The sequence below is a fragment of the Caulobacter sp. FV1ye13L genome (assembly GCF_058681155.1).
In genome coordinates this window covers 1,624,601-1,646,167 of record NZ_CM178732.1, presented here as the reverse complement: position 1 = coordinate 1,646,167, position 21,567 = coordinate 1,624,601, and the positions used below count along the sequence as shown (strand labels likewise).

Annotated in this window: 25 protein-coding genes and 1 riboswitch; of the genes, 10 read left to right on the top strand and 15 right to left on the bottom strand. The window is 65.1% G+C overall.

Going from position 1 to position 21,567, the window contains the following annotated elements; translation table 11 throughout:
* Position 1 precedes the first annotated feature (1 nt).
* Positions 2-799 carry a TSUP family transporter gene (locus tag ACW176_RS07805; RefSeq protein WP_419319798.1) on the bottom strand — a complete coding sequence of 266 codons (798 nt, stop codon included), beginning with the start codon at positions 797-799 and terminating at the stop codon, positions 2-4.
* 100 nt (positions 800-899) lie between these two features.
* Positions 900-1,283, bottom strand: a complete 384-nt coding sequence (locus tag ACW176_RS07800) for a DUF6481 family protein (protein ID WP_492111517.1) — start codon at positions 1,281-1,283, stop codon at positions 900-902.
* Positions 1,284-1,690: 407 nt separating this feature from the next.
* On the opposite strand from ACW176_RS07800, the gene ACW176_RS07795 reads away from it, so the two are divergent.
* From ACW176_RS07795 to ACW176_RS07775, 5 genes are all read left to right on the top strand, one after another.
* Positions 1,691-2,059, top strand: coding sequence for an AtpZ/AtpI family protein (locus tag ACW176_RS07795; protein ID WP_492111516.1), 369 nt, complete (start codon positions 1,691-1,693; stop codon positions 2,057-2,059).
* A 5-nt stretch (positions 2,060-2,064) separates the two neighbouring features.
* A complete protein-coding gene (locus ACW176_RS07790; RefSeq protein WP_492111515.1) occupies positions 2,065-2,826 on the top strand; it encodes a F0F1 ATP synthase subunit A in 762 nt (253 codons plus the stop codon).
* Between the two features lie 45 nt (positions 2,827-2,871).
* Entirely contained in the window at positions 2,872-3,096 is a 225-nt protein-coding gene (locus ACW176_RS07785) for a F0F1 ATP synthase subunit C (protein ID WP_108505567.1), read from the top strand.
* A gap of 76 nt (positions 3,097-3,172) precedes the next feature.
* Positions 3,173-3,709 (top strand): F0F1 ATP synthase subunit B family protein, encoded by a 537-nt coding sequence (locus ACW176_RS07780; protein ID WP_419252996.1) that lies wholly within the window; start codon positions 3,173-3,175, stop codon positions 3,707-3,709.
* Between the two features lie 13 nt (positions 3,710-3,722).
* On the top strand, positions 3,723-4,232 hold the full coding sequence (locus tag ACW176_RS07775; protein WP_492111514.1) for a F0F1 ATP synthase subunit B: 510 nt from the start codon (positions 3,723-3,725) through the stop codon (positions 4,230-4,232).
* A gap of 37 nt (positions 4,233-4,269) precedes the next feature.
* Here ACW176_RS07775 and ACW176_RS07770 read toward each other — a convergent pair whose 3' ends face one another.
* The 6 genes from ACW176_RS07770 to gcvT form a co-directional block, all read right to left on the bottom strand.
* Positions 4,270-4,716, bottom strand: a complete 447-nt coding sequence (locus tag ACW176_RS07770; protein ID WP_419319791.1) for a hypothetical protein — start codon at positions 4,714-4,716, stop codon at positions 4,270-4,272.
* The gene (locus tag ACW176_RS07765) at positions 4,713-5,123 is read right to left on the bottom strand and encodes a hypothetical protein (RefSeq protein ID WP_419319790.1); all 411 of its coding nucleotides are present in this window, start codon (positions 5,121-5,123) and stop codon (positions 4,713-4,715) included. Before ACW176_RS07765 ends, ACW176_RS07770 begins: the two co-directional genes overlap by 4 nt.
* A gap of 132 nt (positions 5,124-5,255) precedes the next feature.
* Positions 5,256-6,833: an aminomethyl-transferring glycine dehydrogenase subunit GcvPB gene (gene gcvPB, locus ACW176_RS07760; protein WP_492111513.1), complete on the bottom strand. Its 1,578-nt coding sequence runs from the start codon at positions 6,831-6,833 to the stop codon at positions 5,256-5,258.
* Positions 6,830-8,176, bottom strand: a complete 1,347-nt coding sequence (gcvPA, locus tag ACW176_RS07755) for an aminomethyl-transferring glycine dehydrogenase subunit GcvPA (RefSeq protein ID WP_492111512.1) — start codon at positions 8,174-8,176, stop codon at positions 6,830-6,832. Before gcvPA ends, gcvPB begins: the two co-directional genes overlap by 4 nt.
* Before the next feature lie 51 nt (positions 8,177-8,227).
* The gene (gene gcvH, locus ACW176_RS07750; protein ID WP_419319785.1) at positions 8,228-8,593 is read right to left on the bottom strand and encodes a glycine cleavage system protein GcvH; all 366 of its coding nucleotides are present in this window, start codon (positions 8,591-8,593) and stop codon (positions 8,228-8,230) included.
* Between the two features lie 73 nt (positions 8,594-8,666).
* Positions 8,667-9,779, bottom strand: coding sequence for a glycine cleavage system aminomethyltransferase GcvT (gene gcvT / locus ACW176_RS07745; protein ID WP_492111511.1), 1,113 nt, complete (start codon positions 9,777-9,779; stop codon positions 8,667-8,669).
* Positions 9,780-9,965: 186 nt separating this feature from the next.
* Positions 9,966-10,057, bottom strand: a riboswitch (glycine riboswitch).
* A 182-nt stretch (positions 10,058-10,239) separates the two neighbouring features.
* Between gcvT and ACW176_RS07740 the strand changes: the two genes are divergently transcribed.
* Positions 10,240-12,039 carry a methyl-accepting chemotaxis protein gene (locus ACW176_RS07740; RefSeq protein WP_492111510.1) on the top strand — a complete coding sequence of 600 codons (1,800 nt, stop codon included), beginning with the start codon at positions 10,240-10,242 and terminating at the stop codon, positions 12,037-12,039.
* Positions 12,040-12,098: 59 nt separating this feature from the next.
* Here ACW176_RS07740 and argS read toward each other — a convergent pair whose 3' ends face one another.
* Positions 12,099-13,901, bottom strand: a complete 1,803-nt coding sequence (argS, locus tag ACW176_RS07735; protein ID WP_419319783.1) for an arginine--tRNA ligase — start codon at positions 13,899-13,901, stop codon at positions 12,099-12,101.
* The gene (locus tag ACW176_RS07730; protein WP_492111509.1) at positions 13,898-14,596 is read right to left on the bottom strand and encodes a Tat pathway signal sequence domain protein; all 699 of its coding nucleotides are present in this window, start codon (positions 14,594-14,596) and stop codon (positions 13,898-13,900) included. Before ACW176_RS07730 ends, argS begins: the two co-directional genes overlap by 4 nt.
* A 164-nt stretch (positions 14,597-14,760) precedes the next feature.
* Here ACW176_RS07730 and ispH point away from each other — a divergent pair, with 164 nt between their 5' ends.
* Entirely contained in the window at positions 14,761-15,720 is a 960-nt protein-coding gene (gene ispH, locus ACW176_RS07725) for a 4-hydroxy-3-methylbut-2-enyl diphosphate reductase (RefSeq protein ID WP_492111508.1), read from the top strand.
* 96 nt (positions 15,721-15,816) lie between these two features.
* Here the strand turns inward: ispH and ACW176_RS07720 are convergent, their stop codons facing one another.
* Both ACW176_RS07720 and ACW176_RS07715 read right to left on the bottom strand, forming a co-directional pair.
* Positions 15,817-16,404 carry a DUF6624 domain-containing protein gene (locus ACW176_RS07720; protein ID WP_492111507.1) on the bottom strand — a complete coding sequence of 196 codons (588 nt, stop codon included), beginning with the start codon at positions 16,402-16,404 and terminating at the stop codon, positions 15,817-15,819.
* Positions 16,401-16,556 (bottom strand): hypothetical protein, encoded by a 156-nt coding sequence (locus ACW176_RS07715; protein WP_419319779.1) that lies wholly within the window; start codon positions 16,554-16,556, stop codon positions 16,401-16,403. The genes ACW176_RS07720 and ACW176_RS07715 overlap by 4 nt, the downstream gene beginning before the upstream one ends.
* An 86-nt stretch (positions 16,557-16,642) precedes the next feature.
* Here ACW176_RS07715 and thrB point away from each other — a divergent pair, with 86 nt between their 5' ends.
* Genes thrB through ACW176_RS07700 form a run of 3 tightly spaced genes read left to right on the top strand, consistent with a single transcriptional unit; the run spans position 16,643 to position 18,480 of the window.
* On the top strand, positions 16,643-17,605 hold the full coding sequence (gene thrB, locus ACW176_RS07710; RefSeq protein ID WP_492111506.1) for a homoserine kinase: 963 nt from the start codon (positions 16,643-16,645) through the stop codon (positions 17,603-17,605).
* Complete coding sequence (gene rnhA / locus ACW176_RS07705) at positions 17,602-18,042, top strand: ribonuclease HI (protein ID WP_492111505.1); 441 nt, start codon at positions 17,602-17,604, stop codon at positions 18,040-18,042. Before thrB ends, rnhA begins: the two co-directional genes overlap by 4 nt.
* Positions 18,043-18,054: 12 nt before the next feature.
* Entirely contained in the window at positions 18,055-18,480 is a 426-nt protein-coding gene (locus ACW176_RS07700; protein ID WP_492111504.1) for a recombinase family protein, read from the top strand.
* A gap of 63 nt (positions 18,481-18,543) precedes the next feature.
* Here the strand turns inward: ACW176_RS07700 and ACW176_RS07695 are convergent, their stop codons facing one another.
* The 3 genes from ACW176_RS07695 to ACW176_RS07685 form a co-directional block, all read right to left on the bottom strand.
* The gene (locus tag ACW176_RS07695) at positions 18,544-19,680 is read right to left on the bottom strand and encodes a tetratricopeptide repeat protein (RefSeq protein ID WP_492111503.1); all 1,137 of its coding nucleotides are present in this window, start codon (positions 19,678-19,680) and stop codon (positions 18,544-18,546) included.
* Between the two features lie 151 nt (positions 19,681-19,831).
* Positions 19,832-20,593: an ABC transporter permease gene (locus ACW176_RS07690; RefSeq protein WP_492111502.1), complete on the bottom strand. Its 762-nt coding sequence runs from the start codon at positions 20,591-20,593 to the stop codon at positions 19,832-19,834.
* Positions 20,590-21,546 (bottom strand): ABC transporter ATP-binding protein, encoded by a 957-nt coding sequence (locus ACW176_RS07685; RefSeq protein WP_492058388.1) that lies wholly within the window; start codon positions 21,544-21,546, stop codon positions 20,590-20,592. The genes ACW176_RS07690 and ACW176_RS07685 overlap by 4 nt, the downstream gene beginning before the upstream one ends.
* Positions 21,547-21,567: the final 21 nt, after the last annotated feature.

Sequence of the window (21,567 nt, the reverse complement as noted above, 5' to 3'; positions counted from 1 at the left end):
TTCAGCCGCCGATCAGCTGCGACAGCGCCAGTCGCAGCGGGTTCTGCGGATCAGCCAGCAGCTTCACCGCCATGGCGCATGACATTGTCACCAACAGCGGCCGGATCAGCCCGGCGCCAAACCGCATGGCCAGCCGCGAGCCGACCTGAGCGCCGAGGAAGGCCCCGGCGGCCATGGCCAGGCCGATCGGCCAGATCACCGCGCCTTTGAGAATGAACAGAACCAGGCTGCCCAGATTGCTGGCGGCGTTGGCCAGCTTGGTGTGGGCCGTGGCCTTCAGCGCGCCATAGCCCAGCAGGGTCACGATCGCGACCATGTAGAAAGCCCCAGCGCCCGGCCCGAAGATGCCGTCATAAAAGCCGACCAGCGGCGCGACGAAGCCGGCGAACACCGGCAGGGTCAGTCGGGCGAGGCCGTCCTCGGCCTTCAGGGCCTTGGAGAGCGCGAAATACAGCGCGATGACGATCAGCAGGATCGGCACCAGGGCCTTGAGAAAGGTCGGTGACAGCAGGCTGGCGCAAAGGGCGCCGCACAGGCCCGCGAGGCCGGCGGAGAGGGCGACCGGCAGGGCGGTCTTCCAGTCAATCAGGCCGCGACGCGCGAAGGCGATGGTCGACGACACCGAACCAAAGGAGCCCTGCAGCTTGTTGGTGGCCAGCGCCGCGACAGGGTCAAGGCCCGCCAGCAGAAGCGCCGGCAGGGTCAGAAGACCTCCGCCGCCCGCTATGGCGTCGAAAGCTCCGGCCAGCGCGGCCACGGCGAACATCGTCGCCAGCAGTTCAGGTTGGACTAGGTCCATGGGCCGGCCCTCCCGCATGGCAGGCTTGAGAGCCTGGACCATGCGGTCGAGTCGCGGCTCGGGAGGAAGCGGAAAGGGCCAATAGCCCCTTCCCGTCTGATCAACCGATCAGATTGCCCCACTCGTGAGCGCGGGCGCTCTTGGTGTTGCGCCCCAGGGAGCGAAGCTGCTCGCGCTGGGCGGCCTTCTCTTCCTTGCGCATCTTCTGCTCGGCGGCGGCGTCGGTCTTGCGTTCCTTGCGCTCGGCGCGCTTGGCCGCGAGGATCGCTTCCTGCTTGGCCAACTGCTCAAGGCGGACGACTTCGCGGGCTGCGGCGCGCGCAGCGCGCACGGCTTCCAGTTCGGCGGCGCGCAACTCTTCGCGCTTGTCGAAATCAGGATCCGTGACGGTGGGCTTGGGCTTCATTTTCGCCAGCATGGCCTTCTTGGCCTCGGCGGCGGCGGAGATACGATCGGAGAAACCGGTGTTCTTCAGATGCGACATGAATCTTCTGGCTAAGGGAAAGACGCGGCTCTCAAACCTCAAAATGATGCAAAAAGCAATGCGTCATCCCGCGTGCGCGTGGAACCGAAGACTGGATGCGGCCGATATGTCGCGGATCGGCGGCGATACAGAACGTTGGAGGCTTGCCTTGCGCACAGGCGGGCCTCACAGGGGGCTTCGCCACGCGGCTTTGTTGCCCTGCGCCCCGGACACGAAGGCGACGCCGCAAGGTTTTGCCCGCCGATGGGCGCCGTAGCGTAAAACGCCTTATTATACAGATGCTTGCATCACCCCAAGCCAACCTTGACGCACCGCAGCGAGGTCTATAGGTTCCGCCGCGATCAAGCCGGCCGGAAATACGTCTCTTACAGGCGTATCCGCGGGCGTTTTCGGACCTGACCGCTCCCATGCCCAAGGCCGACGAACCGAACGACAAGGCCCTGCAAAGCCTCGACGCTCGGCTCGCCGCATTCGAGGCCAAGAAGGCGGCAGAACAGCCGGTGCGCGCGGAGCACGAGAAATCGTCCCAGGACGGCTATCGGCTTCTGGCGGATTTGATCGGCGGCGTCCTGGTGGGTCTCGGCTTTGGCTGGGTTCTCGATCAGTTCGCCCACACGGCGCCCTGGGGCATGGTTGGCGGTCTGCTGATCGGCATGGGGGCGTCAATATTCTCCGTCGTCCGCAAGGCGACGAAACTGAGCGCGCAGGCGTCGACCGAAACAGTCGACGAAGACACGGGAGGCGGGTCTACCGCCCCCAAGCAGAAGAGAGACTAGGGCCAATGGCCGATCCGATGCACCAGTTCCAGATCCAGAAGATCGTGGAACTGCCGACCGTCACCGTGCTGGGCCAAGCGATCGACCTGTCGATCACCAATTCCGTGGCCGCCATGATGCTGGCCGCCGCCCTGGTCATTGCGTTCTACGTCCTGGCTTCTGCGAAACAGGCCGTGGTGCCGGGTCGCCTGCAGTCCGTGGGCGAGATGCTCTACGGACTGGTCAACGGCCTGACCGAGTCGATCATCGGCCACGATGGCAAGAAGTACCTGCCGTTCGTCTTCACCCTGTTCATCTTCGTGCTGTTCGCCAACATCCAGGGGATGTTCCTGGTGTTCACCGCCACGTCGCAGATCGCCGTCACCCTGACCCTGGGCCTGATGGTCATCCTGACCGTGGTCGCTGTCGGCTTCGCCAAGAACGGCCTGAAGTTCTTCAAGCTGTTCGCCCCGTCGGGCGTGCCGTGGCCGCTGTATTTCCTGCTGGTGCCGATCGAGATCCTGTCGTTCCTGATCCGACCCGTCACCCTGGCCCTGCGTCTGTTCGGCAACATGCTGGGCGGCCACGTGGTGCTGAAGATCTTCGCCGGCTTCGTCGTCGCCATGGGCGGCATGGGCGTGCTCGGCTGGGCCGGCGCGGCGCTGGCCCTGTCCTCCGTCGTTGCTCTGACGGCTCTAGAGTTCATGGTGGCCTTCCTTCAGGCCTTCGTGTTCGCGGTGCTCACCTGCGTCTATCTGAACGACGTCGTGCACCTCGACAGCCACTGATCACCTTTTTTCCTTTCCAACCTTTCGATCTTTAGGAGTCTCACAATGGAAGCTGAAGCCGCGAAGTACATCGGCGCTGGTCTGGCGATGCTGGGCATGATCGGTGCAGGCATCGGCCTGGGCGTGATGTTCGGTAACTATTTCCAAGGCGCTCTGCGCAACCCGACCGCCGCCGCTCAAGAGCGTCCGATGCTGTTCCTGGGCATGGCGCTGACGGAAGCCCTGGGCATCTTCGCCCTGGTCATCGCCTTCCTGATCCTCTTCTCCTAAACCCCGGCGCGAGCCGCTTCCCACGGAAGCAGCTCGCTCCGAGTCCTTGATTTTTATCTAAGAGGCGTCTTCGCCCATGGCGACGGAAACTCACGGCACGGTCGAGACGACTGGTGCGCCCGAGGCTCACGGTGGCGGCGGACTTCCGCAGCTGCAGTTCGAGCACTGGGGCGGCCAGATCGTCTGGCTGTTGCTCATCTTCGCCGTTCTGTACGTGGTGCTGTCCAAGGGCCTGCTGCCCCGGGTCAGTGGCGCGATCGAGACGCGCGGGGCCAAGATCGCCGGCGACATCGCCGACGCCCGTCGTCTGAAGGACGAAGCCGAGGTCCAGGCCCGTGCGGCTGCGGCCGAGGTCGCCGAGGCTCGCGCTTCGGCCCAACGGACTGCGGCGGACGCCAAGGCCAAGGCTTCGGCCATTGCGGCCGAGCGTCAGGCGAAGGAAGAGGCTGTGCTGGCTGAGAAGCTGGCGACCGCCGAAGCCGGCATCCAGGCCGCGCGCGACCGGGCCATGAGCCATGTCGGCGCCGTGGCTTCGGATACGGCCAGCGCCATCGTCGAGAAGCTGACGGGCAAGGCGGCCACGGCCGCCGAGCTCAAGGCGGCCACGGCCTAAGGAGAGACAGACGATGGAACACGAGTCCCTTTTCAGCCTCTCAAACCCCGAGTTCTGGGTTCTGGTCGCGCTGGTCCTGTTCTTCGGCCTGCTGGTCGTGCTCAAGGTCCTGCCCGGCGCCCTGTTCGCGGCGCTCGACGCCCATGCCGCCAAGATCAAGGCCGAACTCGACGAAGCCCAGCAACTGCGGGAAGAGGCCCAGGCCCTGCTCGCGGACGTCAAGGCTCAGCGCGAGGACGCCGAACGTCAGGCCGCCGGCATGATCGAGGCCGCCAAGGCTGACGCCAAGCGTCTGGCCGAGGAAGCCAAGGAAAAGCTCGAGGAGCAGATCAAGCGCCGCGCCGAAATGGCCGAACGCAAGATCGCTCAGGCCGAAGCCCAGGCTACGGCGGACGTCAAGGCTGCGGCCGTCGACCTCGCCGCCCAGTCTGCTGAAGCCATCCTGACGGCGCGTCTGGCAGGTCTGAAGAGCGATCCGCTGGTCGATGCGGCCATCGGTCAGATGGCCGCCAAGCTGCAATAGCAGACGGCGAACGGCTTAAACGATCAAGGGCGCGGCCTTACGGCTGCGCCCTTTTTCTTTGAGTCCACATCCGGCGGGCGTGCTTGCGTCCCCGCTTCAGCACCCGCCACCGCGCCTTGCGCAGGATCATCTTCTCGGTGCGCAGCAACTGCTGCCAGAAGACCAGCAGCACCTCGGGCTCGCGCCGCATCAGGCGCCGGATCGGGAAGACCAGCTTGGGATGGCGGCGCTGCCAACGGATGAAGGTCTTGCGGGCCTGGAACGAGTAGCGCAGCACGATCATCAGGCCGATCACGAGCATCGGCAGGCCGATGTGTCCCGGCAGGGGCGTCAGGACCGCGCCGGCCAGGATCACCACACTGCCGAAGGTGATCGCGGCGATGCGATAGGCGCGCGCCGCCGACTCGCGCAGCAGCAAGGCCAACCGGGCGCGCCGGCGGACCTTATGCTTGATTTCGATGGCAGCGGTTGACGCGATCGTCACCGACGACGGCGCTTGATCGACTTGCGCCAGCGCACAGCCACGCGCCAGCGGCGCGGGATGACCAGCCGCTCGATCCGCAAAGCCTGTTGCCACGCCACCAGGATCACCTCGGGCTCGCGGCGCAGCAGCCGGCGAATCGGGAAGATCAGCTTGGGGTGAGCATGCTGGAAGCGCACGAACTGCTTGCGGGCCTTGAACGAGTTGCGCAGCACTAGCATCAGGCCAACCACCGTCAGCGGCAGGCCCAAGGGGCCGGGCAGCGGCGCGATCAGCGCGCCGGCCAGCACCAGCAGCAGGCCAAGCACGACCAGCACGACGCGCAGGACGCGCGCCACGATCTCGCGGGCGAGATCATCGGCAGGGGAAAAACGTGCGCGCGGCATGGCGAGGGCGACTGAGACATTCATGAGGGGGCTGACGGACTACGCGCTCCGCTTGCTCCCTGGAAAATCCAATCAGCCCGACGCGCCAGCCTGATATGTGGATCGATAAGGGCGCCGTAAAGGCGCCCTATCGCCGCGTGTCGAAATAGTTCCCTGCTATTCGGCGGCCAGTGGCGCTTCAGCCACAGGTTTCCACCTCAACCGGGGCTTGCGGGCCGCCAGAGTCTCGTCGAGACGCTTGAGGGGGGCATGGAAAGGCGCACCCTTGAAACGATCGACATCGCCGGCCTTGGCGGCGCCGGCGAGGGCGCGCAGCGCCAGCACGAAGCGATCCAGCTCCTGCTTGCTCTCGGTTTCGGTCGGCTCGATCAGCATCGCCCCGTGGACGACCAGCGGGAAATACATGGTCATCGGGTGGAAGCCCTCGTCGATCATCGCCTTTGCGAAGTCGAGCGTGGTCACGCCGGTGCCTTCCAGCCAGCTGTCGTCGAACAGGGCTTCGTGCATGCACGGGCCGTCCGGGAAGGCCGGGCTCATCACGTCCGACAGGCGGGCCTTGAGGTAGTTGGCGTTTAGCACCGCGTCCTCGGCCACTTGACGCAGGCCGTCAGCCCCGTGGCTGAGCATGTAGGCATAGGCGCGGGTGTACATGCCCATCTGGCCATGGAAGGCGCTCATCCGGCCAAAGGCGGTCTCAGCGCCCGCCTCGCCGGCATGTTCGACCAGGGCGAAGCCATCGTCGCCGTGGACGAGCCAGGGGGTGGGCGCGAAGGGCGCGAGCGCCTCGCTGAGCACAACGGGCCCCGCGCCGGGCCCACCGCCGCCGTGGGGCGTTGAGAAGGTCTTGTGCAGGTTGATATGCATGGCGTCGACGCCCAGGTCGCCCGGGCGCACTCGGCCGACGATGGCGTTGAAATTGGCGCCATCGCAGTAGAAATAGGCCCCGGCCGCATGAGTCAGGCGGGCGATCTCGACCACGTCGCGCTCGAACAGGCCGCAGGTATTGGGGTTGGTGACCATGATGGCGGCCACGTGGTCGCCGAGCTTCGACGCCAGGTCGGCCAGGTCGACGCGGCCATCAGAGGTCTGGGCGATCTCGACCACGGTGTAGCCAACGAAGGCCGCCGTAGCGGGGTTTGTGCCGTGGGCGCTGGTCGGGGCCAGGACGGTCTTGCGATGACCCTGGCCATTGGCCTCGTGGGCGGCGCGGATGGCCAGCATGCCGCACATCTCGCCGTGGGCGCCGGCCTTTGGCGTCAAGGCCACGGCGGGCATGCCGGTCAGGGTCTTCAGCCAATGGGCCAGACGGTCCATCAGCTCCAGGGCGCCCTGCACGGTCGACTGCGGCTGCAGCGGGTGGATGTCAGCAAAGCCCGGCAGACGGGCCATCTTCTCGTTGAGGCGCGGGTTGTGCTTCATCGTGCACGAGCCCAGCGGATACAGCGCCAGGTCGATGGCGTGGTTCTTCTGGCTCAGGCGCACATAGTGGCGCACGGCTTCGGGCTCGGAGAGACCCGGCAGGCCGATCGGCGCGGTGCGCAGCAGGCCGCCCAGGTCGTCAGCGGGGGCCGAGGCTTCCGGCAGGTCGACGCCGGTCTTGGTCCAGCCGCCCAGTTCGAAGATCAGGGCCTCGTCCTGCAGCAGACCGCGAGCCCCGGTCAGGGTCGCATGCGTATCGACGGTGTCATTGGCGGTTTCGGGACGGGTCGGCCGTCCGACGCTGTTCATGCTCATTGGGCGATGACCTTGGCCAGAACCTTGGCGAAGAAGGTGATGTCGATATCGAGGGTGGTCTCGGTGGCGGCCACCAGCAGCACGTCGTCGAGGCCAGCGTGGGCGTCGAGGCGCGAGAACGGCACCCCGGCGATGATGCCGTGACCGGCCAGGGTCTCGACGACCTCGGCGGCCTTGCCAGGCAGGCGGATGGCGAACTCGTTGAAGAACCGCGAGGTCAGGATCTCGACGCCGGGAATGGCGGCGAGCGCGTCGCGCAGGGCGCGGGCCTTGTCGTGATTGATCGCCGCCAGCTGACGCAGGCCCACCTCGCCCAGCAGGCTCATATGGATGCTGAACGCCAGGGCGCACAGGCCGCTGTTGGTGCAGATGTTGGACGTCGCCTTGTCGCGGCGGATGTGCTGCTCGCGGGTCGACAGGGTCAGGACGAAGCCGCGACGACCGTCGGCGTCGACGGTCTCGCCGCACAGCCGGCCCGGGGCCTGGCGGATGTATTTTTCCTTGCAGGCGAAGAGGCCGACATAGGGACCGCCGAAGTTCAGCCCGTTGCCGATCGACTGGCCCTCGGCCACGACGATGTCGGCGCCCATCTCGCCAGGCGACTTCAGCAGGCCCAGCGACACGACTTCCGTGGTGACCACGATCAGCAGGGCGCCGGCGGCCTGGGCGGCGGCGGCGATCTTGCTGACGTCGGTGGCCGTGCCGAACACGTTGGGGGTCTGGACGACCACGCAGGCGGTGTCGGCGTCGATGGCGGCGATCACCGCGTCCTCGGCGTCGATGGCGACGGCCAGGCGCTGGGTGGCGACGCCGGCCGCATGGGCCAGGGTGTCGATGGTCTCGACATAGTGCGGATGCACGCCGCCGGACATCACCGCCTTGTTGCGGCGGGTCACGCGGGTGGCCATCATCACCGCCTCGGCGGCGGCGGTGGAGCCGTCATAGAGTGAGGCGTTGGCCACTTCCATGCCCGTCAGAGCCGCGACCTGGGTCTGGAACTCGAACAGCACCTGAAGCGTGCCCTGAGCGATTTCCGGCTGGTAAGGCGTGTAGCTGGTCAGGAACTCCGACCGCTGGATGATGTGGTCGACCGTGGCCGGCACATGGTGGCGATAGGCCCCCGCGCCGCAGAAGAAGGGCCCCTCCCCCGCCGAGCGGTTGCGCTTGGCCAGGGCCGACATCTCGCGCTCGACCTCCAGTTCGCCGGCGTGCAGCGGCAGGTCGACGGTTCCGGAACGCTGGGCGGAGGCGGGCACGTCGACGAACAGGGCGTCGATCGAGTCCACGCCGATGACGCCAAGCATTTCGGCGCGATCTTCGGGCGTGAGGGGGAGGTAACGCATGGGGAGGAGCCTGTGCTTGTCATCCCGGCCAGGACCGGGATGACAGGAAAATCAGAGGGTCGAGAGGAAGGCTTCGTAGGCGTCGCGGTCCATCAGGGCCTCGACCTCGGCGGGGGCCGACAGCTTGAGCCTGGCGAACCAGCCGCCCGTTTCCGGCACGGCGTTGACGGTTTCGGGCGCATCACCCAGGGCGGCATTGGCCTCGACCACCTCGCCCGACACCGGAGCATAGACGTCCGAGGCGGCCTTGACGCTCTCGACCACGGCCAGGCCGTCGCCCTGCTTCACGGTCTTGCCGACCTCGGGGACCTCGACGAACACCACGTCGCCCAGTTGCTCGGCGGCATAGGCGGTGATGCCGACGGTGGCGATGTCGCCTTCGACGGCGACCCATTCATGGTCTTTGGTGAAACGCATCAGGAGGCCCTTTTCTCTTTGTTGTCGCGCGACGGACGCCAAAACCGGCATCCACTTTTTTTGGCTGTCGCGCTTAGATCTTGCGGACGTAACGATTGGGAACGAACGGCGAGGCCACGACCTCCGCCGCCTGCGGCTTGCCGCGAACGATGACTTTCAGCTGCGCGCCGATGACCGCCAGGGCGGGAGGGACGAAGCCGATGGCGATGGCGCCGCCAACGCTGGGGCCAAAGCCGCCGCTGGTGACCACGCCGACCACGGCGCCGGTCTCGTCGGCGATCTCGGCGCCTTCGCGAGCCGGTGCGCCTTCCAGGATACGCAGATTGACCCGCACGCGCTTCAACTCGCCGGCCAGTTCCTTGCCGATGCGATCGACGCCCAGATAGTCGCCGGCCTCGCGGCGGCTCTTGCCGATGGCGAAGTTCATGCCGGCCTCGATCGGCGAGACGGTCTCGTCCATATCGTGGCCATAGAGCGGCAGACCGGCTTCAAGGCGAAGGCTGTCGCGGGCGCCCAGGCCGATGGCCTTCACGCGCTCGTCTTCCAGCAGGTTATTCCAGATGCGCGCGGCATCGGCGGCCGGCACCGAGATCTCGTAGCCGTCCTCGCCGGTATAGCCCGAGCGGGAGATGATGGCGTCGACGCCAAAGGCGGTCAGGGCGGCGGTGTCCATGAACACCATGTTCGCCGCTTCGGGAACATGGGCGGCCAGCACGGCGGCGGCCTCGGGTCCCTGCAGCGCCAGCAGGGCGCGGTCCTCGAGGCGCTCAACCGTCGCTTCGCCCTTCAGGGCCTCGGCGATGATGGCGTAGTCATTGTCCTTGCAGGCGCCGTTGACCACGATGAACAGGCCATCGTCGTCAGGCCGCGCGGTCATCAAGTCGTCGATCACGCCACCTTCGGCGTTCAGCAGCACCGCATAGCGCTGCTTGCCGGGCTTGAGGCCCTGATAATCGGCCGAGACCAGCTTCTCGAAGCTCTTGGCGGGATTGGCCCCGCGCAGCCGGGCCTGGCCCATGTGCGAGACGTCGAACAGGCCCGCATGTTCGCGGGTCCACAGATGCTCTTTCAGCACCCCGTCCTTGTATTGCACCGGCATGGAGTAGCCCGCGAACGGGACCATGCGGGCGCCGGCGGCGACGTGCGCGTCGTACAGGGGCGTCTTCTTGAGGTCTTGGTCGGACACGCGGGGACTCCAAACGGGGACGGCGCTGCTAGCCCGGCTTTCACCAGACGATAGCGCCCCCGCTGTCCCTTTGACCTGAGAGATTCCGGCCACCCTTCAAAGTGAAAAGGGCACGACCTTGCTCCTTCGGCGGACAATCCCACTTCCTGTTCTAAAGGAGAGCAGACTGCCTCTTTCCAGCGTTCCTAAACCCGCGCGGTCCTTTTGCCTGAGCGTTTCCGGGGCGGTTGCGCCTTCGGCCTCGGGACGCGAATCCCGATGTCTCCCGCGTGGGTCAGCGGCTCAATGCTGGAGGGGGCGCGGGGAGTCAAGCACGAGACCAAACGCCGACCCGCTTTCGTAACACTCAAAACGGGTACTGGAAGCTCGACTCCCGCCTGAGACACATGGCCGCAGCGAGGGTTCTCAGCGCGTTAATCACCCAAGCTGAACCTTAAGGGCGATCAACGCGGACCCGGCCATGACCCTCAGACTTCGAGACGCCCTGCACCTCTTTGCAGGCGCCCTGCTCCTGGGCTTCATTCTGGCTACGGGTACGGCCGTATTCTCCCTCATGGAGCTTAGGGTCGGCGGGCCTCTTTCGCAGAAGCAGGCCCATGCCTACGAGTTTCTGGCCGACATCCTGCCGCCGCCGCTCTATCTGGTCGAGGCGATGCTCGTCGTCCATCACGGGGCCGAGGACGCCGGCCAGGCCGAGGCGACACTGGCGACCTTGCAGGCGCTCAAGAGCCAGGATGCGCAGCGTCGGGACTATTGGCAGAAGTCCGACCTGCCGAAGGAAACCCTGACCACGCTGGAGCAGTCCCAGGCCGAGATGGACGCCTTCTGGGCTGTGGTAGAAAAGAAGTACGCTCCCGCCTTGAAGGCCGGCGACATCATTGCCATCAATACGACCATTAGCGAGTTGGAGCCGATCTACTCGCGTCACCGCAAGGTGGTCGACAGCCTCACGGTCATGGCCACTCAATCTGCGGCCAGTTCGGTGGTCGTGGCTGAGCGCAACACCAAGATCGCGTTTGGCCTGCTGGCCGCGTCGACCCTGCTGATGCTGGCGCTTGTGGTGATCGGAACCAATGCCCTGCGCAACTTCGTCGTGTCGCCCCTGTCCAGGGTGTCCGACTATATGGGCCGACTGGCGATGGGTGACTTTACCCACGAGGTGCCAATGCAGGGGCGTGCGGACGAAATCGGCGACATGGCCCGTTCGGTCGACAGTTTTCGGACGGCATCGCTGGAGCGACAGGCTGCCAAAGCGGCTGAGCATCTAAAGCAGGCGCAGGAGCAGGATTGGGCGGCCGAGGCCGCACGAGCCGAGGAACGCGCGGTGCGCCAGCAGGTCGTCGACTGTCTGGGATCAGGCCTGCGGCAACTGGCGGAGGGCGATCTGACCCGTCGGATCGACGAGGCGTTCCCCCGGGAGTTCGAGCGCCTGCGCGCTGACTTCAACAGCTCCCTGGACACTCTTGAACAGACCATGGGCCGCGTCCTTGTCAGCACGAGCGCCGTCGACAGCGGCTCCCGCGAAATCTCCTCGGCCTCAGACGATATGGCCCGGCGCACAGAGCAACAGGCCGCCAGCCTCGAGGAAACGGCCGCAGCGCTTGACCAGGTCACCGCCACCATCCGGCAAACGGCCGAAAATGCCGCCGAAGCCCAGAAGGCCACGTCGGTCAGCCGCACCATGGTCGGCAAGTCCAGCGCGGTCGCCAATGAGGCCATGACCGCCATGGAGCGGATCGACGCCTCGTCCCGCCAGATCGGCCAGATCATCACGGTGATCGACGAGATCGCCTTCCAGACCAATCTCCTGGCGCTCAATGCCGGGGTCGAGGCGGCGCGGGCCGGCGAGGCCGGCCGCGGCTTCGCGGTCGTCGCCCAGGAAGTCCGCGCCCTGGCCCAACGTTCGGCGGACGCGGCCAAGGAGATCAAGACCCTGGTTACCGAGTCCTCGGACAGTGTTCAGAGTGGCGTGGGATTGGTGGTCCGGGTCGGCGAGGAGCTGTCCGGCGTGGTCGACCATTTCGGCCGGATCGAGGACCTGGTGAGCACCATCGCCTCGGCCGCCCGGCATCAGGCCATCGGCCTGGCCGAGATCAACAATGCTGTCGGCCAGATGGATCAGGTTACCCAGCAGAACGCCGCCATGGTCGAGGAGACCACCGCCGCAAGCCACAGCCTTACCCGCGAAGCCGGCGAGCTTGGTGCCCTGATCAAGCAATTCAGGGTCAGCGATGGCGTCGCACACGCCCGTGCCGCCTGACGGGCTTTCGATCCGAAGACGCCGTCAGGGCGCAAGTGACCCTGGCGCGATGCCGTTGGCTACATGCGGTCCGGCGCTTCGATGCCCAGCAGTTCCAGGGACTGCTCCAGCTGACGCAGGGTGGTCTGGGCCAGGTTGAGGCGTGAGGCGCGGGTCGGCTCGTCGTCGGCGCTCATGATCGGACAGGCCGCGTAAAACTTCGAGAAGGTCTGGGCCAGCTTGTAGGCGTGCTCGGCCACGAAGTTGGGAGCCTTTTTGTCATAGGCCTCGGTCAGTGCGCCTTCGAAGGCGTCCAGCAGCATGGCCAGATCGCGCTCGGCCGGCTGGCCGATGACGATCCGACCGGCCTGAACCCCAGCTTCCGCAGCCTTGCGCAGCACGCTCTTGATGCGCACCGACTGGTACAGCAGGTAGGGACCGGTCTTGCCCTCGAAACTGGTGAAACGGTCGAGATCGAAGACGTAGGACGTGCCGCGGAAGTTCTGAAGGTCGGCGAACTTCAGGGCCGCGATCCCCACCTTGTGGGCGGTGTCCTCGAAGGCTTCCTCTGACAGTTCGGCGCCGAGGCCGGCTTCGCGCAGGCGCTCGCGGGCCTTTTCGCGGGCCATCTCGATCAGGTCGTGCAGCTTCAGAACGCCACCGGCGCGGGTCTTGAACGGCTTGCCGTCGCTGCCGTTCATGGTGCCAAAGCCGATATGCTCCAGCGTGCCCGGCTCGGCGTAGCCGGCCAGATAGGCGGCGCGGAACACCGTCTCGAAGTGATCGGCCTGACGTTGGTCAACGCAATAGAGAATCAGGTGCGGGTCAAAGGTGCTGCGCCGGTCCAGAATTGTGGCCAGATCGGTCGTGCCATACATGGCCGAGCCTTCCGACGAGACCACAAGCAAAGGCAGCACGTCGCGCTTGTCGCCTTCCTGGGCCACCCGGACGATGCGCGCGCCCTGATCGTCGACCAGCAGGCCCTTGTCCTCCAGCTGGCGCACCATCGGCGCGATCAGCTCCTGGACGTCGCTCTCGCCCTTCCAGAGGTCGAAGTCGACGCCAAGGGCGTGGAACTCGCGCTCCAGCGCCACGCGGCTGACATTGACGAAATGGCGCCACAGCAGGCGGTAGCCGAAGCGGCCGTTCTGCAGCTCGGCGGTCGCCCGACGGGCCCGCTCCTTGTAGTCCAGATCTTCCTTCTGGCGGGCCGACGCCAGGGGATACAGGCGGTCCAGGTCGGCCAGGCTGACCAGCGGAACGAACTCCGCCAGCACCTTGTCCTCGTCGGCCTTGGTGAAGCCGCGCGGCGCTTCGGGCAGCTTTTCCATCAGGGCCTGGATGAACGAATGCTCGTCCATCACCGCGACGATCAGCAGGCCCATCTGGAAGCCCCAGTCGCCGAAATGGGCGTCGCCCACCACGTCGTCGCCGCGGAAGCGGTACAGGCGCTTGACTGACTCGCCGATGATCGAGGCGCGCAGGTGGCCTACATGCATCGGCTTGGCGACATTGGGGCCGGCATAGTCGATCAGGACGCGGCGCGGCTCTTCGACCAGGGCGGCGCCGACGCGGGGATCGGCGGCGATCTCCTTGGCGCGGGCCGACAGGGCCTCAGCGCTGACACGCATGTTGATGAAGCCGACGCCGGCAATTTCCACCGAGGCCAGGCGTGGGTCGCCCTTCAGGTGATCGACCACCTGCACCGCGATCTCGCGCGGATTGCGCTTGGCGCTCTTGGCGGCCGCGAGGGCGCCGTTGCACTGGAAATCGGCGAGATCAGGCCGGTCGGACGCCGTGACACGCCCGAACTCGGGAGACAGTCCGGCGGCCTGGAAGGCGGCTGCGGCCGCCTCGCTCAAGGACCGCTTCAAATCACTCATTGCTTGTTGGGAGTCCCTGCTTGGGCCGTCGTCTGGCCGGCATTGACCCGGAAGCGCTTGCCCTCACGATTGAAGGCGGCCATTTCCGGGGTCACGTCGAAGCCGACCAGGACTTCGAAATTGCCGCCGCTGACCTTGGCGTCAGCGCGCGGGATAGTGATGGTCTGCAGTTGCTCGGTGGCGAAAACTCGGTCCTGCCCCGCCGGGAAGGTGATCGGCAGATCGAAATATTCCTTGGCGATGATGGACTGGTTCCGCTCGGTGACGGCAACCCAGTAGCGGTAGTTGCGCTGGGGTTCCGCGCCCTGTGGGCCGCGGCCGAGCTGGAACAGCACTTCGACACGGATGCTGATCGGATCGTCGCTCTTGTAGGCGCAGCCCGACGAAATGCCCTGGATCTCGCCGGTATAGGCCACGGCGGCCGGGTTTTCCCGCCCGTCCTTGAACTCGACGAAGCGGCTGGCGTCGTACAGCACCTTCACATAGGGGCATGGGCCGGCGTTGCGCAGCTGGGCCAGCGGCGCCTTGGACTGGTTCCACTCCTCGTCGCGCTTCTTTTTCTTGCTGGCCTGCTCTTCGTCCTGCTGACCCTGGTCCTGGCCGCGACCGCGAGCCTGGGCGTGAACGCTCGTCGCGGTCGCCGCGATCGAAACAGCCATCAGGGCGCTGAGGGCGACAGTGAAATGAGGGCGCATGAAACGTCCGGTCAGAAAATGAAAGAGCCTGAAGGGGCGCATGCCCCAGTCGGCGTCATGCAGCCTGATAAAGGCATATGCGTGACGTCGCAATCAACTGCTTTGGGGACAGACCTGAGCAGCGGCGCTGGCGCCGGGGGCTTCGAACGCTTAGGTTCGTGCCCATGAACGCCCATGCTCCGGTCCGTCCGCCGCTCACCGTCGTGCTCGCCAGCCCCCGGGGCTTCTGCGCGGGCGTCGATCGCGCCATCCAGATCGTTGAGCGCGCCATCGAGAAATTCGGCGCGCCGGTCTATGTGCGCCACGAGATCGTCCACAACCGCCATGTCGTCGATCGCCTGAAGGCGCTGGGCGCGGTGTTCATCGAGGAGCTGTCCGAAGCCCCCGACGACCGCCCGATCGTGTTTTCGGCCCACGGCGTGCCCAAGTCGGTGCCGGCTGAGGCCAAGGCCCGCCAGATGATCTATCTGGACGCCACCTGCCCGCTGGTCTCCAAGGTCCATGTCGAGGCCCAGAAGCATTTCAATTCCGGCCGCGAGATCGTGCTGATCGGCCACGCCGGTCATCCCGAGGTCGTCGGCACCATGGGCCAACTTCCCGAAGGCACCGTGACCCTGATCGAGAACATCGACGACGCCCGGGCCTGGATTCCCAAGGACGCTTCGAATGTGGCCTTCCTGACCCAGACCACCCTGTCGGTCGATGACACCGCCGACATGGTCGACCTGCTGAAGGCCCGCTTCCCCGGCATCGCCGCGCCGCACAAGGAAGACATCTGCTACGCCACAACCAACCGTCAGGATGCGGTCAAGCATCTGGCCCAGGGGACCGAGCTTGTGCTGGTGGTCGGGTCGCGCAATTCGTCCAACTCGGTGCGTCTGGCGGAGGTCGGCCTGAAGGCCGGGGCCAAGGACGCCCGCCTGATCGATGACGCCGGCGGCCTGGACTGGTCGTGGTTCGAGGGTGTCTCCCGCGTGGGCCTGACGGCCGGCGCCTCGGCCCCCGAAGATCTGGTGCAGGGCGTCATCGACGCCATCGCCGCCCGCTTCAACGTCACCATCGAGGACCTGATCGAGGCCCGCGAAACGGTGACCTTCAAGCTGCCGAGGCTCTTGACGACCTAGGGTCTTAAAGGGCTGCGGGCTGACGATCAGCCCAGCTCCGAGTTGGACATGAAGCCGCTAGACGCCCCCACGCCCGGTGAGAGGCGGCCGTTCGGCCTAACGCCATCCGACCTGGCGCGCCCACTCATCCATGCGCCTCCGACGATCGGCCATATCGGCGGGCGGGCTGTGGTTGGCGTCGCGCGATCGGAGCTTCGAGACGGCCGTTTCAAGCGGTTCTAGGTCGATTTCAGCGCGCCGCTGGTCAACGCCACCGGGATCTTCGATCGGCCCAGGACTCAACTGCCCATCGTCATCCCAGTCGAAGCTTGTCCCATACACCTGCGGGCGGCCCTCGTAGGTCAGGATGCGATCGAGCATCATTGCCATCTGCCAAGCCGGCGCATCTCCCGAAGCGACAGCAGACTGCAACAGTTCGAGGCACTTTCGCTGGAACCGCGGCAAGCCGATCGCGTGCTGCGCGATCAGCCATGCTGCTTCAGCGCCCTCATCGCCGACAAGTTGGCGAGTCGGCCATCCCACCGCTTCAATGATCTTCTCCAACTCACCAGCGTTCGCTTCGTGAACGACCTGCATTTCGGGATGGTAGCCGTCGAACAAGCTGCCGTCCTTGGCGAGGCGCTCTCTGGTCTCAAGATCCCGGGCCGCCAAGGCGACAAGTCGATCCGCGAGTTTTCCGCTCACTTCGCCAGCGCCTCGAACGTCTTTCGGTAGCGCTCAAGAATTTCGAGGCCGCGCGTGAACCCTCGCTCAAGCTCGGCGTCCGACCGGGAAACATCGGCCTTGGCTTCCGGACTCGGCGGCGGGCCAGTCGGGCGTTCTGCGGGCTCGTCCATGCTCAAGCTCCTTTGGCCCCATCATAACACCGTCGACGCGCCCTCGCCCTCTTGACCGCCAGCGCCGGCTCCCGCATCCCCCGATCATGGCCGTCTATACCGACATCACCGACGAAGAACTCGCCGCCTTCCTGGCCGACTTCGACCTGGGGCAAGCCCTGGCGTTCAAGGGCATCGCCGAAGGCGTGGAGAACTCCAACTTCCTGCTGGAGACGGAGGCCGGGCGGTTCATCCTGACGGTCTATGAGAAGCGCGCCGCGCCGGAAGACCTGCCCTATTTCCTTAATCTGATGCGCTGGCTGGCCGATCGCGGCTTTCCCAGCGCCACGCCGATCGCCGATCGGGCCGGGCGCACGCTCAAGACCCTGCGCGGCAAACCCGCCGCCCTGGTGCAGTTCCTGTCGGGCCTGTCGGTGCGTCGCCCCACCGTCGCCCACTGCCGCGAAGCCGGCGAGGGCCTGGCCCAGTTGCATCTGGCGGGCGAAGGCTATCCCGGTCGCCGGACCAACGATCTGGGCCAGCCCTACTGGGCCCCGCTGTTCTCAAAGCATCGCAAGGGCGCCGAGGATCTCAAGCCGGGCCTGGCCGCGACCATTGAAAAGGACCTGGCCGAGCTGGCCCTGGCCTGGCCGCGCGACCTGCCGTCGGGCGTGATCCACGCCGACTATTTCCCCGACAACGTCTTCTTTCGGCCGGACGGCAAGTTCGCCGCCGCCATCGACTTCTATTTCGCCTGCGACGACGCTTACGCCTACGACGTGGCGGTGACCCTGAACGCCTGGTGTTTCGAGCCCGACGGCAGTTTCAACGCCACCGCCGCCGCCGCCCTGCTGACCGGCTATCAGCGCCGACGGCCGCTGAGCCCCGTCGAAAAGCAGGCTCTGCCGATCCTGGCGCGGGGCGCGGCGATGCGGTTCTTCCTGACCCGCCTGGCCGACTGGAAGGCGACGCCCGCCGGCGCCCTGGTCAAGCCGCACGATCCCATGGAGTACGAGCGCAAGCTGGCCGTGCACCGCGAGGGCCTGACCCTGTTCGGAACCGGCGAATGACGCCCAAGGTCATCGTCTATACGGACGGCGCCTGTAAGGGGAATCCCGGCCCGGGCGGCTGGGGCGCGATCATGTTCTACGGCGAAAAGAAGAAAGAAATCTGCGGCGGCGAGGCCCATACGACCAACAACCGCATGGAACTGATGGGCGCCATCATGGCCCTGGAAACCCTGACCAAGCCCTGCAAGGTCGAGCTGCACACCGACAGCCAGTATGTGATGAAGGGCGTCACCCAGTGGATCCACGGCTGGAAGGCCCGCGGCTGGCGCACCGCTGACAAGAGTCCGGTCAAGAACGACGATCTGTGGAAGCGCCTCGACACCGCGCGCAACCGGCACGAGGTCGACTGGCGCTGGGTCAAGGGCCATGCCGGCCATCCGCTCAATGAACGGGCGGATGAGCTGGCCAATCAGGGTCTGAGCGAGCGGCGGGGCTAGGGCGCCCCGAACATGAACTTCGTCGGCTATTATCGCCTGCCGCCCGTGCGCGGCGTCTTCTTCAGCCCGGCCCAGGAAGAGCGGCTCCTGTTGCTGGGCTGCGAAGAAGTGTTCAGCGACCGCTGTCTGGCCGGCGCAGTCTTGCGGACCGGCCTTGACCGGGCCCTGGCCGCCCTGGTCCCCGGCGGCGTGCTGGCCGTGCCCAGCCTCCATGCCCTGGCCGGGAGCATGGCCGACCTTCTGGAGGTGATCCAGCGGCTGAAGACGCGCGACCTGCATCTGGTCGTCGTGAAGCCTGTAATCGACACCCGCACCAGTCCTAGCCTATTCGACGCGTGGTTGGCTTTGGCGGCATTCAACGGCGAACGGTCGACGATCCGCGCCGCCGAGGCATCTATGGTTTCCAAGGGCTCACCACCCGGGGCGCTGGAGATCTGACCCCAACTGAAGTCGCTTGCAGTGCGAAATTGGCGCGTTGGATAGCCGCAGAGAGAGAGAGGATCAGAAACTATAGAGCGTCGTGACGAGCGATGTACGCTCGGCCGGTGAAACGCAAAGCCGACGCTCGTGCCGACATGTGAGGCTGAAGGGCGCTTCTGTCAGGATCACTCCGCTTCCATTGACGTTGGGTCTGATCTTGTCGCTCGTCACCTTGTCGAGATTCGGAGTGAAGCCTTCAACGCTGGGCAAACATTCGGTAATGATGGCATATTTGTAATTCCGACTGACCTTCGAGATAATCTTGGATATATCGCTATTCGAAAGGTGCTGAAGCACCTCTCTCAAGAAGACTATATCACCGTCCGGAAGAGGGTCATTGACTGCGTCTAGTGCGCGGAAATCAACGTCAATATGTGCGTATTTTTCTTTGTTATATTCAATCAGGCCGGCGACAACATCGCAGGCCACATAGTTTGCGCAGAGCGGTCTGACCTGTGAACCGATCACAAAGTCGCCACAACCGATATCGACGGCCTTCAATCGGGGCTCGAACTGCTGAAGGAAACTGCCGACCGCCTGCAGATAGGTATTAGAGTGGGCTGGAACACGCGTGCCAGACCCGGAAAAGTACAGATCAGATGGATCGCCAGATTTTCCCCAAGCCCCGGCCTTGTACACGTACTCGAAGATCGCCCGCCGATCATCCATGCCTCTCACCTGGAAAAGCGCCGCCTTCCCATGGCGATAGACAGCAGCGAATGAACTAGGATCGATCACTGTCGCTCGCGCATAGTCGGCCTGAGCTTCTTCAAGGCGACCAAACTCAATCAATATGTCCCCACGGGTCATGCAGGCGTTGAAATCATCCTTGTTCAGCGACAGAACATCGCCAAGATCGACAAGCGCTTCATCCAGCTTGCCAACTGACTTCTTCGCAACTGCCCTATTGTACAGCGCCGCGACATTTTTAGGCTGAAGGTGCAGGGTGCGGTTATAGTCGTCGATAGCTTCAGAATGCTGCCCAAGCCGAAAGAAGCAGTCCCCGCGAAGCTTGTGAGCTATATGATTGCTAGCGTCGAGGGCAAGAGCCGCATCATAGAGATTAATTGCACCGGCGATATCGCCTGAAGAGCTCACCTCACGACCTTTTGCAATAAGGCTTTTCGCCATCTCTTCTTCAGCTTTTACTGTACTCATGCCGCCTGCCGCCTTTTCGTAGAAACCTGTCGCTCATCCCCAACCTCCGCACGGCTCAGGGGTCATAGAGAAAAGCGGCACCGCGCCTTAAGTCGTCGCGTCTATATCGCCTATCAAACGCACCGGACAACCTTGGCAACGGTCCTCCGCCTCAGGTCTTCAGCCGATAGCCCGTCTTGAAGATCCACCACACCGCTGTCAGGCAGATCGCCAGGAACACGCAGGTCATGGCCAGGCTGATGCCGACCCCCACGTCGGAGACGCCGTAGAAGCTCCAGCGGAAGCCGCTGATCAGATAGACCACCGGGTTGAACAGGGTCACCTTCTGCCAGAACTCGGGCAGCATGTTGATCGAATAGAAGCTGCCGCCCAGGAAGGTCAGCGGCGTGATGATTAGGGCCGGCACGATCTGCAGCTTCTGGAAGTTGTCGGCCCAGACCCCGATCACGAAGCCAAACAGGCTGAAGGTCACGGCCGTCAGCACCAGAAACAGCGCCATCACGAACGGATGGGCGATCTCGAACGGCACGAACAACCGGGCGGTGGCCAGGATCAGCAGGCCCAGCAGCACCGACTTGGTGGCGGCGGCGCCGACATAGCCGATCACCGTCTCGACCCATGAGACCGGCGCCGACAGCAGCTCATAGATCGTGCCGGCCCATTTGGGCATGTAGATGCCGAAGGCGGCGTTAGAGATGCTCTCGCTGAGCAGGGACAGCATCACCAGACCCGGGATGATGAAGGCGCCATAGCTGACGCCGTCGATGGACTGCATCCGCGAGCCGATCGCCGAGCCGAAGACCACGAAATACAGCGAGGTCGAGATGACCGGCGCCAGGATGCTCTGGGCCAAGGTGCGGAACCACCGCGCCAGCTCGAAGCGGTAGATGGACTTGATGGCGTGCAGGTTCATTTGGCGTCGCTCACGAGGCTGACGAAGATGTCTTCCAGCGAGCTCTGGCTGGTGTGCAGATCCTTGAAATCGACACCTTCCTCACCGAGGCGGCGCAGGAGCTCGGCGATGCCGGTTTCCTCGGCCTGGGCGTCGAACGTGTAGATCAGTTCGTGGCCGTCGCTGGCCAGCTCCAGCGGATAGCTGGACAGGGCGGCGGGGACGGCGGTCAGCGGGCTGTGCAGCTGCAGGGTCAGCTGCTTCTTGCCCAGTTTCCTCATCAGCACATCCTTGTCCTCGACCAGGATGATCTCTCCCTTGCTGATCACCCCGATCCGGTCGGCCATCTCCTCGGCCTCTTCGATATAGTGGGTGGTCAGGATGATGGTGACGCCGCTTTCGCGCAGGGCGCGGACCATCACCCACATGTCGCGACGCAGCTCGACATCGACACCGGCGGTGGGCTCGTCGAGGAACAGGATGGTCGGCTCGTGGCTCAGGGCCTTGGCGATCATCACCCGGCGCTTCATGCCGCCCGACAGCGTCATGATCTTGGCGTCCTTCTTGTCCCACAGGGACAGGTCGCGCAGGATCTTCTCGATATAGGCGTCGTTGGGGGCCTTGCCGAACAGGCCCCGGCTGAACCGCGTCGTCGCCCAGACGGTCTCGAAGGCGTCGGTGTTCAGCTCCTGCGGCACCAGACCGATCTTGCTGCGGGCGGCGCGATAGTCGCGCACAACGTCGTGGCCGTCGGCCAGGATCGTCCCCGTGCTGGGATTGACGATGCCGCAGATAATGCTGATCAGGGTGGTCTTGCCGGCCCCGTTGGGACCCAGAAGCGCAAAGATCTCTCCCTGGCGGATGTCCAGATCCACCGACTTCAGGGCCTGATGGCCTGAAGCATAGGTCTTGGTCAGACCCGATACCGATATGATGCCCGTCACGGGTCCCCCTGAAGATCCCGCACGATGCAAGCGGCGGTGTAACGGCCAGAT

What these genes read in the sequence shown, in the direction of transcription:
- ACW176_RS07775 (WP_492111514.1), top strand. Translation starts at nt 3,723, where the DNA reads ATGGAACACGAGTCCCTTTTCAGCCTCTCAAACCCCGAGTTCTGGGTT.
- ACW176_RS07800 (WP_492111517.1), bottom strand. Translation starts at nt 1,283, where the DNA reads ATGTCGCATCTGAAGAACACCGGTTTCTCCGATCGTATCTCCGCCGCC.
- thrB (WP_492111506.1), top strand. Translation starts at nt 16,643, where the DNA reads ATGGCCGTCTATACCGACATCACCGACGAAGAACTCGCCGCCTTCCTG.
- ACW176_RS07785 (WP_108505567.1), top strand. Translation starts at nt 2,872, where the DNA reads ATGGAAGCTGAAGCCGCGAAGTACATCGGCGCTGGTCTGGCGATGCTG.
- argS (WP_419319783.1), bottom strand. Translation starts at nt 13,901, where the DNA reads ATGAGTGATTTGAAGCGGTCCTTGAGCGAGGCGGCCGCAGCCGCCTTC.
- rnhA (WP_492111505.1), top strand. Translation starts at nt 17,602, where the DNA reads ATGACGCCCAAGGTCATCGTCTATACGGACGGCGCCTGTAAGGGGAAT.
- ACW176_RS07730 (WP_492111509.1), bottom strand. Translation starts at nt 14,596, where the DNA reads ATGCGCCCTCATTTCACTGTCGCCCTCAGCGCCCTGATGGCTGTTTCG.
- ACW176_RS07690 (WP_492111502.1), bottom strand. Translation starts at nt 20,593, where the DNA reads ATGAACCTGCACGCCATCAAGTCCATCTACCGCTTCGAGCTGGCGCGG.
- ispH (WP_492111508.1), top strand. Translation starts at nt 14,761, where the DNA reads ATGAACGCCCATGCTCCGGTCCGTCCGCCGCTCACCGTCGTGCTCGCC.
- ACW176_RS07740 (WP_492111510.1), top strand. Translation starts at nt 10,240, where the DNA reads ATGACCCTCAGACTTCGAGACGCCCTGCACCTCTTTGCAGGCGCCCTG.
- ACW176_RS07790 (WP_492111515.1), top strand. Translation starts at nt 2,065, where the DNA reads ATGGCCGATCCGATGCACCAGTTCCAGATCCAGAAGATCGTGGAACTG.
- ACW176_RS07780 (WP_419252996.1), top strand. Translation starts at nt 3,173, where the DNA reads ATGGCGACGGAAACTCACGGCACGGTCGAGACGACTGGTGCGCCCGAG.
- gcvH (WP_419319785.1), bottom strand. Translation starts at nt 8,593, where the DNA reads ATGCGTTTCACCAAAGACCATGAATGGGTCGCCGTCGAAGGCGACATC.
- ACW176_RS07805 (WP_419319798.1), bottom strand. Translation starts at nt 799, where the DNA reads ATGGACCTAGTCCAACCTGAACTGCTGGCGACGATGTTCGCCGTGGCC.
- ACW176_RS07765 (WP_419319790.1), bottom strand. Translation starts at nt 5,123, where the DNA reads ATGAATGTCTCAGTCGCCCTCGCCATGCCGCGCGCACGTTTTTCCCCT.
- gcvPA (WP_492111512.1), bottom strand. Translation starts at nt 8,176, where the DNA reads ATGCGTTACCTCCCCCTCACGCCCGAAGATCGCGCCGAAATGCTTGGC.
- ACW176_RS07700 (WP_492111504.1), top strand. Translation starts at nt 18,055, where the DNA reads ATGAACTTCGTCGGCTATTATCGCCTGCCGCCCGTGCGCGGCGTCTTC.
- gcvPB (WP_492111513.1), bottom strand. Translation starts at nt 6,833, where the DNA reads ATGAGCATGAACAGCGTCGGACGGCCGACCCGTCCCGAAACCGCCAAT.
- ACW176_RS07695 (WP_492111503.1), bottom strand. Translation starts at nt 19,680, where the DNA reads ATGAGTACAGTAAAAGCTGAAGAAGAGATGGCGAAAAGCCTTATTGCA.
- ACW176_RS07795 (WP_492111516.1), top strand. Translation starts at nt 1,691, where the DNA reads ATGCCCAAGGCCGACGAACCGAACGACAAGGCCCTGCAAAGCCTCGAC.
- ACW176_RS07715 (WP_419319779.1), bottom strand. Translation starts at nt 16,556, where the DNA reads ATGGACGAGCCCGCAGAACGCCCGACTGGCCCGCCGCCGAGTCCGGAA.